The organism is Gilvimarinus gilvus (assembly GCF_030518155.1).
In the GTDB taxonomy this organism is placed as follows: domain Bacteria; phylum Pseudomonadota; class Gammaproteobacteria; order Pseudomonadales; family Cellvibrionaceae; genus Gilvimarinus; species Gilvimarinus gilvus.
This window is the reverse complement of record NZ_JAULRU010000344.1, coordinates 1-16,060: the sequence shown is the minus strand read 5'-3', so window position 1 is coordinate 16,060 and position 16,060 is coordinate 1. Positions and strand designations below refer to the sequence as shown.

Annotated in this window: 12 protein-coding genes; 3 read left to right on the top strand and 9 right to left on the bottom strand. The window is 51.3% G+C overall.

The genetic code is table 11. The features are described from left to right. The first annotated feature begins 12 nt into the window (after positions 1 to 12). From QWI17_RS05790 to QWI17_RS05780, 3 genes are all read left to right on the top strand, one after another. Positions 13 to 1,272, top strand: coding sequence for a flagellar assembly protein T N-terminal domain-containing protein (locus QWI17_RS05790; RefSeq protein WP_302721565.1), 1,260 nt, complete (start codon positions 13 to 15; stop codon positions 1,270 to 1,272). Between the two features lie 66 nt (positions 1,273 to 1,338). Further along, positions 1,339 to 2,538 (top strand): BaiN/RdsA family NAD(P)/FAD-dependent oxidoreductase, encoded by a 1,200-nt coding sequence (locus QWI17_RS05785; RefSeq protein ID WP_302721564.1) that lies wholly within the window; start codon positions 1,339 to 1,341, stop codon positions 2,536 to 2,538. A gap of 67 nt (positions 2,539 to 2,605) precedes the next feature. Next, positions 2,606 to 4,321, top strand: coding sequence for a hypothetical protein (locus QWI17_RS05780; RefSeq protein WP_302721563.1), 1,716 nt, complete (start codon positions 2,606 to 2,608; stop codon positions 4,319 to 4,321). A gap of 32 nt (positions 4,322 to 4,353) precedes the next feature. On the opposite strand, the gene QWI17_RS05775 is transcribed toward QWI17_RS05780, so the two are convergent. The 9 genes from QWI17_RS05775 to QWI17_RS05735 all read right to left on the bottom strand — a co-directional run. Next, a complete protein-coding gene (locus QWI17_RS05775) occupies positions 4,354 to 6,549 on the bottom strand; it encodes an FdhF/YdeP family oxidoreductase (protein ID WP_302721562.1) in 2,196 nt (731 codons plus the stop codon). A gap of 136 nt (positions 6,550 to 6,685) precedes the next feature. Continuing rightward, positions 6,686 to 7,345, bottom strand: a complete 660-nt coding sequence (locus QWI17_RS05770; RefSeq protein ID WP_302721561.1) for a transporter substrate-binding domain-containing protein — start codon at positions 7,343 to 7,345, stop codon at positions 6,686 to 6,688. Further along, on the bottom strand, positions 7,338 to 8,354 hold the full coding sequence (locus QWI17_RS05765) for a hypothetical protein (RefSeq protein ID WP_302721560.1): 1,017 nt from the start codon (positions 8,352 to 8,354) through the stop codon (positions 7,338 to 7,340). Before QWI17_RS05765 ends, QWI17_RS05770 begins: the two co-directional genes overlap by 8 nt. Next, the gene (locus tag QWI17_RS05760; protein WP_302721559.1) at positions 8,351 to 10,468 is read right to left on the bottom strand and encodes a pilus assembly protein TadG-related protein; all 2,118 of its coding nucleotides are present in this window, start codon (positions 10,466 to 10,468) and stop codon (positions 8,351 to 8,353) included. The genes QWI17_RS05765 and QWI17_RS05760 overlap by 4 nt, the downstream gene beginning before the upstream one ends. 36 nt (positions 10,469 to 10,504) lie before the next feature. After that, positions 10,505 to 10,759: a hypothetical protein gene (locus tag QWI17_RS05755; protein ID WP_302721558.1), complete on the bottom strand. Its 255-nt coding sequence runs from the start codon at positions 10,757 to 10,759 to the stop codon at positions 10,505 to 10,507. A 162-nt stretch (positions 10,760 to 10,921) separates the two neighbouring features. After that, on the bottom strand, positions 10,922 to 11,671 hold the full coding sequence (locus tag QWI17_RS05750) for a response regulator transcription factor (protein WP_302721557.1): 750 nt from the start codon (positions 11,669 to 11,671) through the stop codon (positions 10,922 to 10,924). After that, on the bottom strand, positions 11,671 to 14,490 hold the full coding sequence (locus QWI17_RS05745) for an ATP-binding protein (RefSeq protein WP_302721556.1): 2,820 nt from the start codon (positions 14,488 to 14,490) through the stop codon (positions 11,671 to 11,673). The genes QWI17_RS05750 and QWI17_RS05745 overlap by 1 nt, the downstream gene beginning before the upstream one ends. Before the next feature lie 220 nt (positions 14,491 to 14,710). Further along, positions 14,711 to 15,757 carry a LacI family DNA-binding transcriptional regulator gene (locus QWI17_RS05740; protein ID WP_302721555.1) on the bottom strand — a complete coding sequence of 349 codons (1,047 nt, stop codon included), beginning with the start codon at positions 15,755 to 15,757 and terminating at the stop codon, positions 14,711 to 14,713. Positions 15,758 to 15,919: 162 nt separating this feature from the next. After that, positions 15,920 to 16,060 (bottom strand): EF-Tu C-terminal domain-related protein (locus tag QWI17_RS05735; protein ID WP_502553141.1); only part of this gene is annotated, 141 nt, incomplete at its 5' end.

Below are 16,060 nucleotides of genomic sequence, written 5' to 3'. Positions count from 1 at the left end.
CGGGAGGCAAACATGGGCACATCACTGATTCGATCCGCAGTCCTGCTGCTGGTATTCAGCCTGACAATGACGCAGGCGTTGGCCATAAGCGTGGTATCTGAGGGCAAAAGTGCCATCAAAGGCGATTTAGCCGACGCCCGCGAAAAAGCCATTGCTGACGCGGCCCGCCAGGCACTACTGCACAGCGGCGCCACCGTCAGCAGCCGCACTCAGGTACAGCAGGGTATTACCGTTGCCGACGACATTAACCTCAGTGCCCAAGGACACATTGAAAACTTAGACATCATCAGTGAGAGCCATAACCATGAGGTTTACCGCGTTAAAATCAGAGCTGAAGTAGCCGCGACCGACGCCGGCAGTTGTCCGGGGCGCTACAGTAAATCGCTGCTAGTCACTGCGTTTAATCAAGAGCGTCCGTCTACCACGCGGGTGGGAGATTTGAGCAATGTCGATAGCGCGCTGCCGCAGGCGCTGGCCGAGCGGCTCTATCCCAACCATAACCTGCAGGTACAAACGCAGCCCGAGCTGTTGCTGTCCAGCAGCAATCGGTTAATGAGCAACCACTACGAATTGTTTAATGCGGTGCAGCAAGTCGCCAACCAATATCAAGCTCAGTACGTGATTACCGGTACTGTAATGGATATGTCGATGGTCAATCCCAACGGCTACTACCGCCAGAATTTGCTCTCGGGCTCGACCAACCGAGTCACCAGCACCGTCAAGGGCTGGGTGGGCGCTGACCGCGACGATATACGCGAACGTCAATTTGCTTTTCGCTTAATGATGCACGACGGCCTGACCGGGGCCCGCATATTCGACAAAACCTACAGCGCCGAAGGCTTGTGGGACGCGAAATACACGGCCCGCACCGGTTTTGCCAGCCCGGGCTTCTGGCAAACTGATTACGGCCAGGCCGCCAGCACGGTCATTGACCAAGCGGTTGCCGATGTCAGCCGCAAGGTGCACTGCCAGCCGTTTATGGCGCCGTTAAAAGTTTCGGCCTATGATCAGCACGTATATTTGCTAGCCGGCGCCAACAATGGGGTAGATGTTGGCGATAGCTTTAATGTTTTCGCTCAGGGCTCAGCCCCCTTTGCTAACATTCAGCACTACGGCACCATGGCCCTTTCACCGGTGTCCTACAAAAAGCTGGATGCCACTGAGGTAAAGCTTACCGTCACCCAAACCTATCCAACCTATAGCGTGGGGCGCTTCGACGGCCCCCTGCAACCGCACCTGCAATATATGGCGTTAGCTAACGCAGCACATTAAACGCCTGTCCCGTATAATGCCCCCTTTTACTTGGGGGCTGCACATCGGCCCACTGCGGGCAGAGTCATGCAAACCTACGACTGTATTATTATTGGCGCCGGTGCCGCCGGCTTGATGTGCGCGGCCACCGCCGGCAAACGTGGCCGTTCGGTCGCTATCCTCGACCACGCCAATAAAGTCGGTAAAAAGATTCTGATGTCAGGCGGGGGGCGCTGCAACTTCACCAATTACGATGTTGGCCCTGAACACTATCTGTCCGACAACCCGCACTTTTGTAAGTCGGCGCTCTCGCGCTACAACCAGTGGGATTTTATTTCCCTGGTCAGTGAGTATGAGCTTGCCTACCACGAGAAGTCACAAGGCCAACTGTTTTGCGATAATAAAGCCAAAGACATCCTTAATATTCTTTTGGCTGAGTGCGACAAGGCCAATGCCGATATACAAACGCGCTGTGAAATACTCTCGGTAGTCACCACCCAAGAGGCGGGACATCGCTATAAGCTGGTCACCTCTATGGGGAACTTCGCCTGCCAGTCTTTGGTTATAGCGACCGGCGGGCTTTCCATTCCCACCATGGGCGCCACGGGCTTTGGCTATGATATCGCCAAGCAATTTGGCCTAAAACTCAAAGCTCGCAATGCGTCACTGGTGCCCTTTACCTTCAAAGGTGAGGCGCTCAAACTTTGCCAATCGCTGGCTGGCGTGTCATTGCCAGTGCGTGCGACCAGTAATCAACAGGAGTTTGCTGAGAGCCTGTTATTTACTCACAAAGGCCTCAGCGGCCCCGCCGCCTTACAAATTTCTAACTACTGGCACCCGGGCGACACACTGGAAATCGACTTTCTGCCCAATGCATCCATCGCCAACGTAGCACAGCAGTGGCGTCAGCAGGGGCAAAAAGCGTTGCCGGCAAATCTTTTAGGGAACTTCCTGCCCAAGCGTTTTATCCAACAGTGGGTCGAATTTCAGGGTTTGACTGGGCTTATGCAAAAAGAACTGGCGCAATGGCGCAAAGATGAAATCGAACAACTCGCCTCTGCGCTACACCGCTGGCAGGTGATACCCAACGGAACCGAAGGTTACCGCACTGCAGAGGTAACCCGCGGCGGGGTAGATACGAATGGCGTCTCATCGAAAACCTTTGAGGCGAAAAAAGCTCCGGGCCTGTACTTCATCGGTGAAGTGCTGGATGTCACAGGCCGGCTCGGTGGCTATAATTTTCAGTGGGCCTGGGCCAGCGGCTATTGCTGCGGGCAACACGTTTAACACTACTTCTCAAGGTTTGCGGCCTTAGGTACACTGCCCGCAACCCACCAGACCGAGGAAACTGTTTTTGCTTGAACACTCCAGTACATTGCGCTGGCTTGTAGCGCTCACAATTCGCCTGGTACAGGTGACGCCGTTTCGCTCCAGCCAAGCCATACTTTTCACGTTAATAGCCCAAACCGCGCTTATGCTCGGTATGCTATTGCCGATTAAAGTCGTCATGCTACTCGGTGTCGACCGTATGCCCAGCTATATGCCAGACTTTTTGCAGCAGTGGTCGCTGGAGTCGTTGATTCTATCGCTTAGTGGTTTGGCAGTAGTGTTCTTTGTGATTTATTTAGTGGGCGAGAAACTCGCGACCAATCTGGTAAATTCAGCGGCTAGAGACATTGTTCAGCAAGCCGGTAAAGTCGTGCTGTTTGAAAACCAAGAGCAGGTCGCTAACAACACCTATAAAAAAGTTGTGACGTCACTGGCCGGCATCATCTTTACATGTCTGGTTCTCATTTTTCTTGGGTTCGCCTATCCCATTGTCGCAATCGCTATTATTGTCGCCATTACCTTGGTGGCCCCGGCCATTCCAGGCCTTAGGGCACAAGCGCAAAAATTGCAGCAGCCCCAGCTATTGATGCAGTCATTGCAGAACATTAACAATATTGGTTTTTTACTGCTTTTCGCTCTGATTGTCTGCGATCACCTGTATTTTATAGCACCCTCTATTATTCTGACGATTGCCACCATCATTCTTACCAGACAAGCAACAGGAAAACTGGTAAGCAGCATCGCCGATTTGGCAAACACTGCAAGCAACAGAGAAAAGGTCTCTGCTCTATTCTTTCACAATCAAGTTTTACTCAATCATATACCCGTGCCCTCCGAGGGTATATGGTCGCTACTGGAGTTGACTACCCGCAACGTGTGGATTGAGGAATCGCTCAATAATTCTGACTGGCCGGGCGCAAATTATTCAATTAGTGATATTCGCTGGTTACAGACAGGCACACCCAACATTTTTGCCTTTTGGGTTACCAGCGAAAGCCGTGACGATAGCTGTATTGTGAAGATATTTGATAAAACCCGGGAATCTCAGAGCATCCACGAAGCGACGCTCCTGGCATGCCCAACAGCGTCTAATTTGCCCGCACCGGAGTTGTTAAACACTAGCATTCAGCATGGCTTTCACGTCCATGTGCTTGGTGTCCCGGCCGGCTTTATACCTTTGGAAGAAAGAACAAAATTTTTGGAGTTATCGCAAATCTTTCATCAGCACCTTGCGATTATTCAGCCCGACAATTCAATTACGGCACCTTATTTGCGCTCACACCCACTGCTTTGGCAAAAACTCAACGAAGAATTACTTCGCCCTCTACTGTTAGCCTGCAGCGATCAGAATAGAGAAGACGTAGTCTATTTACTGGAGAACCTAAGCTCTCTACGGCAACAACTATCAAGTTTGCCAACGGCTTTGCAAAACCCCACAATCAACCCTCACACCCTACTAATAAGTGAAGACGAAACACCCATTTCCTGGCACTGGGGGCAATGGAGCTTAGATGTGTTGGGGTGCAGTTTCCCCGCCAATATGAAGGGAATGACTAAAATTCAACAGGCCTTAGAGCAGCGAGAACTAGCAGACAATACACTTAACGCAACGGAATCCGTCAATATCGAGCTGGCGAGCTTCACCAACGCTTTGTTTTTTTGCATGAAAAGCCAACGCTTTAACGATGCTCTGGACCTCATACCTAAAATCAACAAGCGCATCAAACCAATTGTCTCGTAAACCAATCGGCCCGCAAACCAATACTAAAGATCTTACGCCGGCTCAACGCTAACCGGTACCGATTTAAATGCAGGCGTTTTGCTACGCGGATCGTGCTCGGTATCGATAAGTACATTAGCCTCAGGGTAATACGCCAGAAGATTACCTGCGGGCAAGTCAAATGGAACCACAGCCAAGCCAACCATTTCTCCACGGGCCGATCGAACAGTTACGCGATCGCCACGCTTAAGCTTTAGTGTTTTACAGTCATGTCGGGAAAGTAATACACTCCAGCGTGATTCAGCACCACGATAACTGTCAGATTCTTCATAAATAATCGAGTTAAACTGGCCTTCGCTTCGAATGCTCGCCAAAGTGTAGGGCAAGTCCTTGCGTTGCGACTGCGCACGATGACGAAATAAGAAGGTAGCGCGCCCAGACTCGGTAGAAAAAACCGGCGTATGCTTTATTCGCCCCCCGACACTGAATTCTTGTTTAGTCGTATCTATCTCCGCCAACTGCTCCATGCCAGGAATACAAGCTGCAATGGCTTCCCGGACACATTGATGCTCTTTAAAAGCAGAAAAATCGAAAGGCGCACGGGTTAATATCCGTTGCCCCAGCTCTGCCAGAATAGCGACTTCAGAACGAACATTGTCTAAACGCCTAATGCCGCCATCACTGAGACGGACATAATTAAACATGGATTCCTGCGTAGTACTTTGCGGCTCTTCGTCGCGCGCCGTTACCGGAAGTACAATCGCCTCACTGGACTCAATACCGTTAACATGACCTTCATTCAAGGTGGTCGTTAAGTAGATTTTACAACCAATAGCATCCAACGCTTTTCGGGCGAAATCACGGTCCGGCGTTGCTGAGAATAAATTTCCCCCCATCAACAGCGCAACATCCATTTGCGAGGCGTGTGCGGCATTCAAACATGCCAAAGTATCCATACCCCTCCCTGCAGGTAAACTCACCGAGAAGGTGTCCTGCATAGCGCGCAATACATCATCAGCCAACACCGGCTTGACACCAATGCTGCCAATTCCCTGCACGTTGCTGTGCCCGCGTAAAGGCAAAAGACCGGCACCAGGCTTACCCAACATGCCACTTAGCAACGCAAGATTGGCAATGGCTTCAACATTATCTACGCCATTGAGGTGATGGGTAATTCCCATGCCCCAGGCAAATATCGCGCACTTTGAGTTTGCCAGATCGTTTGCCATCGATTCCATATCGCTGCGCGTGAGGCCGCAAGTGGCTACAATATCCTGCCATTGAAGCGCGGTAATCTGCTCAACGTACTGCTCGAAACCCTGTGTGTGCTTTTCAATAAACGCCCCACACTCCCGACCGCTCTCTAGCAATGCCTTGGCAATGCCGTTGAGCACCGCTAAATCTGAACCAATATTGGGCTGAACAAAAGTCGAGGCAATCCAGGTGCCCCCTCTGACCATAGACCTGGGACTTTTGGGTACAGCAAAGCGCACCAACCCTGGCTCTTTGGCAGGATTAATCACAATCACTTTGCCACCGCGATCGCGACAATTTTTAAGCTGATGAATAAATCTGGGGTGATTGGATGCAGGATTGGCGCCTATCACAAAGACCAAATCGGTATGTTGTAAATCCTCTAGGGTAACCGTGGCGGTGCCGGTACCTATGCTGTTGCCCAAACCAACGCCAGTCGCCTGATGACAGTAATAGGAACAATTGTTTACGTTGTTAGTACCGTACAACCTCGCCAACAATTGCAGAACAAAACCAGCCTCGTTAGAAGAGCGACCGGATGAGTAAAAGAAACTGCGTTCAGGCGCAGCTTTGGTAAAGCGTTTTGCAGCCAGATCTAACGCGGCATCCCAACTAACGACCTGGTACTTATCACTGCCACTTGGTTTGTACAGCGGAGTGTTAAGACGCCCCAAGTGTTCAAGCTCATGAGCGCTCAACTCTTTAAAGTCTTTTAGCTCATGGTCGAATATTGCTTCGGGGATCGGCGGCTGAATATCCGTGGATTGAGCCTGAATACTTTTGTTGCATACAGAGGGGAACTCATCCAGCTCGTTGGTCATGCCGCCATGCTGCCCCCCCATGCCCAAGCCACAGGCCTTGCAGGCATTTCGGCTTTTCAACGCCTTAGCTGAATCCAATAGGCCAATACGATGAATGGTCTTTAAGGTATAGAGGACTTTTTTAGGACCACCGCCTACAATCTTTAGCGGTCGCTCCTGATCAATATAAGACATAAATGCACCATTGGTTCAATGCCCTCAGGTTAGGCCCTAAACCGTGTACGTGCAATACGCTATTTGTCCCATTGACCGCCCGGTACAGCGAGCCCCAAAGACGACATCTCAATCAACCCGTCAGGGGGAGCAAATACTACTTGCGCCAATCGGTGACATGATAACGTGCCAGCACTTCTTCCAACTCACCACTAGCACGCATTTGCTGCATTTTTTGCGTGAGCAATTCAGCGTAGTAGCTCGATCGTTCATTGACCGGTGAAAACGCAATATACACCTTACTAAAGCGATCGCTTGTTGGCACATAACCCGCCAAACGCACCTTGTCCTGCACCCTGACATTTGCCAGTTTTTGACGCATAACCGTTTCATCTTCTACCAGCGTATCAATCCGTTGGCGCAGTAGCATACTTAAGCCCACATCCAGGGGTTGGTCACCATGCACCATAGTAATACGTTCGCTATTAGCGCGTTCATCGAGATAACGCTCTAGCGCGGTTCCATACCCATAACCACCTATGGCCCTTAGCAGGCTGTTGAAAAACCCCTGCATGCTCAGCGAGGCCCGAGTGCAGATGTCGAGCCTTATCTCGACGGACAGGGTGGTTCCCTTTGCTAGAGGCAAGGTGCGGCAGATGTGCGCTTCAGGCCTCGCACTGCGGGACTTCCAGGCTGGCCCGTACTCGTCGTTGCCACTTTTCGATGGGTGGGCACACACCGTCAAAGTGGCGCCTAGATTACGAACCAGCCTGAGAGTCTGAGTACGTACGGGGTTTTTCAACAGCCTGCTAGTCATAATAATAGAATCCACCATCTTCCGAGATATCCAGCGGCGCCCCTGAATCTTCATCAAATGGCATAGGGTTAACTTCAATATCGCCAAAGTCGAGCTTATCAATGGCACTATTGGCAAAGCAGCCCTCAAGGCAACTCAAAATATCGATAATCGCGTCGAACAGAGCATTGTCAAATACCGTACTGGGTACATAGTTATCCACGCGATCTTTATAGTAGCCCACGCTTTGTGCGTTCCAACCATCGGCCAATATGGCCGAATTTGATACAAATTCACCATCCCAGCGCTGAAAAATAGCGTCTTCAATACCGCTCCCCCAATTCCCGCCCGTGCGATCCCACTCGCCGTTGCCGCCACCTTTGGCGTTGGCGGTATTCAGACTGGTGGTTAACGTTGGGGAGTAATAGCCCTTAAGGTTGTAATCAAAAGACAGCAAATCTTCATTGCTCCCACCCAGTGCCGACGTCAGTGTTCCCAGCGCGCTAGCCACAGGATTCGTTACCGACTTCAAAGCATCAATCACGTCATAAGCGATACTATCGGTTTCTTCTTCGGCTATTTCCAGCTGCACGTCGCCAAACATGCTTCTTTTCGACTGTGGATAGGTCCACACGGGGCTGGTGTCCCCGCTTACCCCCAGGGCATCGGATGAATCAATAGGCCTGATTTCGCCGCGCCCCTGTCCATTGTAAAAACGGTTTTGCAGGGTATTGAGCAGGTCATCATCACTGCGCACGGCAACACTTTCAAACTCATCGGAGCTTATGACAAAGTCGCCACTGTTATCGGTACCGCTATCATTCCAGGCGTTGTTGCTCTGCAACCAAACCGTACGCTCCCAGGCCGCATAGCGCGAGGCCTGCAAGTTGGTCATTTTCATGTCGATGATCTTGCCAAACAGCGGCACCACCACAAACAACACCATAAAAATAAAGGCCACACTAACCACAAACTCGGTCATCGCCTGTCCCGCATTGCGTTTTGCCGGGATTAACGCGGACCGGGTCATGGCAGGAAGTCCTCGAGCTCGTCTACCACAGAGTCTACGGCATCACTGGTAAGATCTTGCGCGGCGTCTCGAATGGGATCGTCAATAATATCGTCCATGGGGGCCGGCACATCGGCCAACAAGTAATCCACGCCGGTATCGACCAGACGCTCGGCTATCGCGTGCAACAGCCAATCCACCATATCCACCGCACTGCTGCCTAACCCTTCGAAAATTTCTTCGAAATCTATTTCACCGGTAGCGATTAAAATGGCAATGGCGCTCGGCTCACGCAGGCGCGCATCCCAAAAAGGACTGAACAAACTGGCCGGTTCGTTGCCATCGGCCTGCATGGGGTTGTTAAAATAGGTTTCCGCCGAACTGATTGTCATCATCGGGCGATCATCATTCCAAATAAACTGCTGGTAATTCGCAGCGTAATCATCGCCCTCTGCGCGCGAGCGGGTTTTTACATCGAAATTGGTGTACTGAATGTCGCCATTATCCCAATCATTGTCATTGGAATTTATGCCTATATTGTCGTGATCTGTGGTCACCACATCATCGAGTGATTTTGCCAGCGCTGTTGTAAACTCGTAGCTGCGTCCCGACTCCTGGAACGACCCACCAAGACTGAAAAACGACGGCGGTCCCGGGTAATTAGTTGTCACATCGTTGGCTGTATTGGTGCCATACATACCCGAAGGCAATGGTGTTATTGAGCCGTAAGCCAAGGCTTGCGCATGAAAAAGCGAGAATGCCCCGTCGTTGACATCATCTTCAGGATCGCCACCCCACTTGGGGGTATCCGGCGCAATAAGACTGGATTCCCAGTCGGTAATGATCTTTTTCGCATCGGTGGCTTTAGCCACAATTTGATGGGTCGCGCCGCCTAACGGGAATCCCAGCTCGATAGCAATATCCAAATCCAGAAGTGTCCACGAGTTACAGCCGACGATTGGCAAACACAACTCAATTTCCACATAAAGCGCGAACTGAAAATCGATACCAAAGCCATAGACATCAATCGCGGACCAGCCAATCTTTTCCAGAGAGCTGTTATCTTCCAGGGCAGAGTTCGACATAAAAGCTGTGCCACCATCGCCTTTAAACCCACCCCAAACACTGATATCCAGATCGATTGTAAGGGTCACGATGCCCAGCGAAAGCTCGAGGCGAGGAATAGGTACATCTACCCCAATCCCAAGCTCCCAATGACGATCCCGAGTAAAGTCCGTTCGGTTTTCATTAACAATGGCGACATAGCGCTTATAGGCCTCCACCGCATTGTCTTCCGTTTCAGCGGTGGAATCGAGATTGGAATTAGCACCACCACTACTGGAAGAGCCACTGTTGGCCGGAGAATTATTGGCGATCATGGTCTCTGGCCTAAGGCCCTGCCCGCCCAGCCAGTCATTGACCAAGTCGGCGTCATCCGCGGTAAAACTGCTGACACTGTCACTCTCCCCGAGAGCACTGACAAGATTACCAGGGTCAAAGGCATCGCCAAAATACGTTAGCAACGCATTTTGCGTAAAAAAGAACCAGCCCACTGCCGGTATATACATTTGCTCGTTGCTGGGATCATCTTCGTGATCCTCCACCACCCCCATTGCCATTTCCACTTGCGCCGCTAGAGTGGAAACCGCGAACATTTTCTGGAACACCCCCATGGTGGCATTAAAATAGGAAACCACGGTGGTCCACGGGCTTACGATGGCCTTTGCCATCGGGGTAACAACATTACCGACCGTAGAGTGCAGTACAGTTACGGCTTGCAGAGCCTGCTGGAACGTCGTTGGGGAAGGCGGTGCGATGGGTATTTTATAAACGGGGTAATTGAGAAAGGACTGAGTATTTTGATACCGCTTCGCCCACGACAGTAGCGATAACATCTGCCCTATGGAAACCTCATTGGCCACCATGGCGCGGTTGGTGTAGGCGATAAAATTCTGGTTGCGCGCCGACAGCTTGGCCTGAGTATAGACAGAGGCATCGGCGGCATTTTCCAGCTGCATGCGATTAGTGACCAGCTGACCCTGGTTGTACAGGATCAATAAGGCCATAACCACGACAGCAAGAAAGAGCAGGCCGAAAATAAAGGCCTGCCCTTTATCGGATCTAATTGAGTTCATCTATGAACGCGCGGCCCGAGAATGTGGGCCAGTCAATTAGGTATCGTCTTGAGTGAAGTCGTCCAGACCGTAGTCGGCTGCACCCTCACCCTGAGCGGCACCACCGGTAGCCTGAGCTTCGTTGGTGGAATCACCGCCGCCAAGCTCTGCCGCCATATCACCCACCTGGTTACGTACAGTGTCACCAAACAGGTTGTAAACAGTGATGGCCGCAATGGCAATCAGCGCCACGATGATAATGTACTCGGTCATACCCTGGCCGAGTTGCTTCATTTTTTGTTGCATTTTCATAGCTATTCTCCGAATGACTGAAATGGACGCTTAACCCCCAATATCTGTAAGCATCCACAAAGCTAAACCAGATTAGCAGATTTTTTGTGACAGATTTGGCAATTAAACTCACCAAATTGCAACAAATGTAACAATTTATTACATTTCACATGCAAGTCTGAATCAATCCACCGCCAGCTCGTCGGCATTCAGGATATAACCTTTGCCGTATTGGGCACTGATGAGGTTGGCGCCATCAGGCACCACTTTTTTCAGCTTGCTGCGAATACGACCAATCAGAACGTCCAAAGTCCGGTCAAAAGGCAGCCAGTCGGACTTGCCCAGCGCTCGCATTAAATCATCGCGCTTAACTGGCTGGCGCGGGCGTTCGCATAAAGCGCGCAAGACGACCGTTTCATTATGGCTCAGGCTGACATCCTCGCACCCGCTCAATAACTGGCCCGCGGCGTCAAAACGCCAGCCACCAAAATGGTACTGGCGATGAGCCGCAACCTGCGCACCTTTTAAAAGGCGCTTGATCTGCAAGACCCGCCGAAGCAGCGCCTTGGCCCCCGCTATCATTTCCCGCATCGGTAAGGGTTTCGAGTAGTATGCGTCCGCCCCGGCCTCCAGCCCCACTATTCGCTCAATCGGGTCATCTATAGCCGTGGTAAAGATAATGCCAGCGCTGTAACGGGTACGAATTTCCCGGCATAGACTCAGGCCATCGCCAGCGGGCAGGCGTATATCCAGAAACACCAGGTCGTAATCATGCTCGGCTACTGAGCTCAGCACCTGTTCCGCACTGTGTAATGTATCCACCTGCCAGCCCTGCTCCTCCAGATAACCGACCAGCAAGTTGCGCGCTGTGATCTCGTCTTCGACCACCAATACCTTGGGAGCTTCCCCTACAGCCATATCATTGTTAGCCACTACGCCCCCTGGCGCATCTGTTGATAAGATGTCTCAATTAAATTATTTAAATTTCCCAGAGCACTAAAGGCTCTCTCGGGCGACGCCTCGACATGGTGAGCAATATTCGCAACGCTGATCATGCCCACCGATTTTGCAGCACTTTTCATTTTATGAGCAAAGTGACGAATATCGGGAAAATTGCCACGCCCCAGTGCCGCCTCCAGCTCTTCCGCGTATTCGCGCAGCGACCCATAGGCATCCTCCAGCAGAGCCTCGGATCGCGGCGCCCCCAAATCATTGACAATACCCTGCCACAAGCGTCGATCAACCAATAGCGCCCCCTCGCCCTCAATCAAATCGGAGTGCAAAAAGAACGTATCTGTAGGCTCCGGGCCACTCTCTGAGCGCGATAACACCAATTGCAGGTGTGACTTATTGACAGGTTTTTCCATAACAAAATCAAAACCGGCGGTGCGGTATTGAGCGATATCACTCTCACTGGTATTGGCCGTCAAAGCCACAAAAAGCGTCGCCTCAGCTGCCGGTAGGTTGCGCGCCCGCTCAAGTAGCTCAAGGCCCGACATGTCCGGCAGGCGAATATCAAAAAGACATAAATCGAAATGCTCTTGCTGCAGAAGCTTAAGAGCCTCAACGGGGTGATGCGTCGCTCGTACCTGGTGCCCCTCGGCACCAATAAGCTCCACCACAATGGTTCGATTGACCCGGTCATCCTCTACCACCAGCACGTGCAGCGCCGCTTCAGTTGTGTAGTTCGGCTGTAACTGGGCGCCATCACGTCTTTCATCGACCACCTGCAAAGGTAAAACTAATCTGAAAGTAGCACCGTCCCCAAGATTACTGCATACCTCAATGGTACCGCCTAACTCTCGAACCAGCTTTCGACAAATGGCCAAACCCAAGCCGTTACCGACCACCTGTGAGCCCGTATCAAGCTGCACATACTCGTCAAAGATTGCCTCTAATTGTGATGCATCAATACCTATTCCTGTATCGGCGATTTCGATGCACACCTCGACTCGCCCTGCACCCGTGGGCGCTGTAACCCGGGTGTTGATGTAAACCACCCCGGCGTCTGTAAACTTGATTGCATTGTTCAGCAAGTTACTCAGTATTTGGCGAATTTTGAGTGGATTGCTGTCTACCCAAAGTCCTGCCTCCAGCCGTTCGTCCATGTTAAATTCGAGCGCCAACTTTTTCTCTGTAGCCGCTACAGCCATAATAGTAACCACCGAGCGCAATAAACCGGCCATATCAAAGCGTTCGTTGCGGGATGCTCGCACACTTCGGCTACCACTCGCACTCAGAGATTCATTAACAACCGCCAGCAATGATTCGCCGGCATCAACGGCATGCCCCGCGAGTGTCTTATCACACTCGCCTTTGCGCCCCATGAGCCGCATAGCACCGACCAGCCCCGCCAATGGCGTGCGGATCTCATGACTCAGTTCGGCCATGAATTCACTGCGCTTTTGCGCCAACTCGAGTGCGTGACGCCGCGCCTGATCCAGTTCTTCCAGGCGCCTCTGCAGCTCAAACGTTCTATCATCAACCGCTTTTTGCAACACTGCTTTCTGCTCGGACTCGATCGACAACAGTTCGTTAAGCCGCTGCCCAAGAAAAATAATACTGGTCAGGGCGACAAATATGTAGACCCAGGGGGTTAGATGAATGGCTGTGACCTCGCGGTAATACAGCACCTCATTGACGAATAACAGTGCAATGACGCCCCCCAAAAAACTCACCAACCCGCTCCAGGGCCGCCGCCGCCAGGTGATCATAATCAGACAGCCAATAAAATAGACGATGTAAACGACGCACAAGGCCTCAAACGGATCGCGCAGCATCGTATACCAACGCGCATCAACCACTGTCGTAATGATTGACGCGGCTGCGCCCACCCACCAAAAAGCGCGCATCACCCAGTAGTTAATGTCTCGCGGATAGAGTGCCTGAATAAATAGCATGTAAGCAGGAATGCAAAGAAACATACCGTAATACTCGGCACGCAATAACCACTGAGCGGAAAAACCCGGGAACAAATAATAGATCAGTTTTTCCGTGCCAAATATTCGAACGGCGTACCAGAAGAGCCCCAACCCCAGGTAAAGATACTCGCGCCCAGCGTGGGCATTGCCCCACATAACCAGCAAATAAATTGCCAGGGTGAGTGTCGACGACATCAGAAAAATTCCGCGAACAGTACGCCACTTTTCCGCCGTTACCAGCACATCCCAATTGTCGATAACAAAAGGTTTATGTATACCGCCATCGACATGATGGAAGCTTGAAACTTGCACTACCAATTGCAGATGGTGACCTATGCCCTCTGGCAGACGCACCAGCTTAATTTCATCGCGGGGTATTTCTTCAGCCGGGTTCGCAGCAGGGCGCCCCACCTGAACCAAAGGTGCCCCATTGGCCCATACTTTAGCGGCCCGATACAGCATGGGCAGCTGCAACCCCAGATTGCGCGGCGGCTGTTCAAAATAGATGTCGAGCGCATAGGTTGCAAAGCCATTGCCGGGTAAAGGCAGGCCAGATTCGGGGGAGTTCCAGCGCGCGGGAACCCAGAGCAGGCCATAGTCATCGTGCAGCTGCTCAGGTGTTAGCAGCTCCTGCCAGTAAAATCGCCAATTGCCCTTGAGTTCAATTCTGGAGGAGTGATCAGCTCCCACCACCATTTTACCGTCACTGACCTGAGGCGCGGTGGGCATTTGTACCGCCCGCTGCTGCGCCACGGTGTAGACAATGAGCGCCAACAACACGGCGATTGCCAATACTGTTGGGGAAAATAGCCTGTAAATGAGGTCGCGCATAATTCCCTGTCGCCAAAATGAGCCCTACCGAAAGCTTAACCCACTCGCAGCTAAACCGCGACTAACCGCAACACTATTGCACACGTGAGCCCAAACAACACGGCAGAGCGGCGCAAAGGGAATTGGCTAAGGTCAGAATTGTAATACCGATAAACTGGAGGTCGGTAGCATTATGGTTAGTCACAGAACATACACGCGGTCGAGCCCAGCCCATCTGTACTTATGTTACCGGACGCGTTGAATTTCTCACGATAATAGAGTGTGGCAATATTTCGCGCTTGTTGAGTTTAATGCCTAATATTTGATCAGCCTTAATAGCCTCAATCAGCAGATCAACCGAATCGGCCGACATATCGTCAATGGGTTGCTTAACCGTCGTCAGTTGAGGCCAAATACTGCGAGCAATAGAGGTGTCATCAAACCCAGCTACTGCGATATCTTCTGGCACTCGCAAACCCCTTTTGTGCACCGTAGCAATAACGGCGCTTGCCATATCGTCGTTACTGGCAAAAATGGCGGTCACCTTGCGGCCGGAATCTAAAATTTCCTCGCTCGCCTTCATGCCTCCCGTGAAGTTGAAATCGCCTTCAGCGACGACGGCATCCTCTATCGCAATACCGTGCTTTAGCAAAGCCTCGCTAAAACCGCGAAATCGGTTAGCCGCTACTCCTTGGTGACTATCGCCCTTGATAAAGCCTATGTGACGGTGGCCCTCATTAATTAAGTGCTCAGTCATTTCAAAAGTGGCCTGATAGTCATCTATGGAAACATACGCCGAGCGATCGAGCTCAAGGCCGGGGCCAACCCGCACATAGCGAATACTGGCAGCATCCAGAGCATCCAGAAGCGGTAAATATTCGCTCAGAGGCGGGGGCACGATGACACCATCCAGCATATAGCGACTGGAAAGCTCGCTGATGATTGTTTCGACGTTTTCCTCACCAAAAGAGCAAGGCTCTAACACCAAGTGGTAGCCTAGCTCGTTACAACGCTTAAGCACACCAATTAAATATTGGCTGATATAGCTTCCGAGCGAGTTGTCGTAGAAAAAGCCCAGCAGGTATGATTGCGATCCCGACAAACTGCGGGCGGAAACATTCAATCGATAGTTAAGCTTTTTTACCGCCTCCATCACGCGGTCATAGGTTTGATCCGAGACCTTGTCGTTATTCAACACCCGCGATACCGTCATGATGGAGACACCTGCCATGGAGGCAACATCTTTCATTGTCACTTTTTTGGATTTAGTGGTGCGGGGTCTAGTCATTCAATCAGGCTTCCTTTTCGAAGATGTAGTGAGTGCTCTTACGACACCTCAATAGCCTAGCATTGATACCATAAATACCGTGAAAACGCCATTTCCTAGGCAACAGGCAATAAAAAAGGCCGCTCGAAAGCGACCTCTTTTCAACGCTAATTCAAAGTAGAATTAGTCGAGGATTTTGGCAACTACGCCAGCACCAACAGTACGACCACCTTCGCGAACCGCGAAGCGCAGACCGTCTTCCATCGCAATCGGAGCGATCAAAGTAACAGTCATTTGTACGTTGTCACCAGGCATTACCATTTC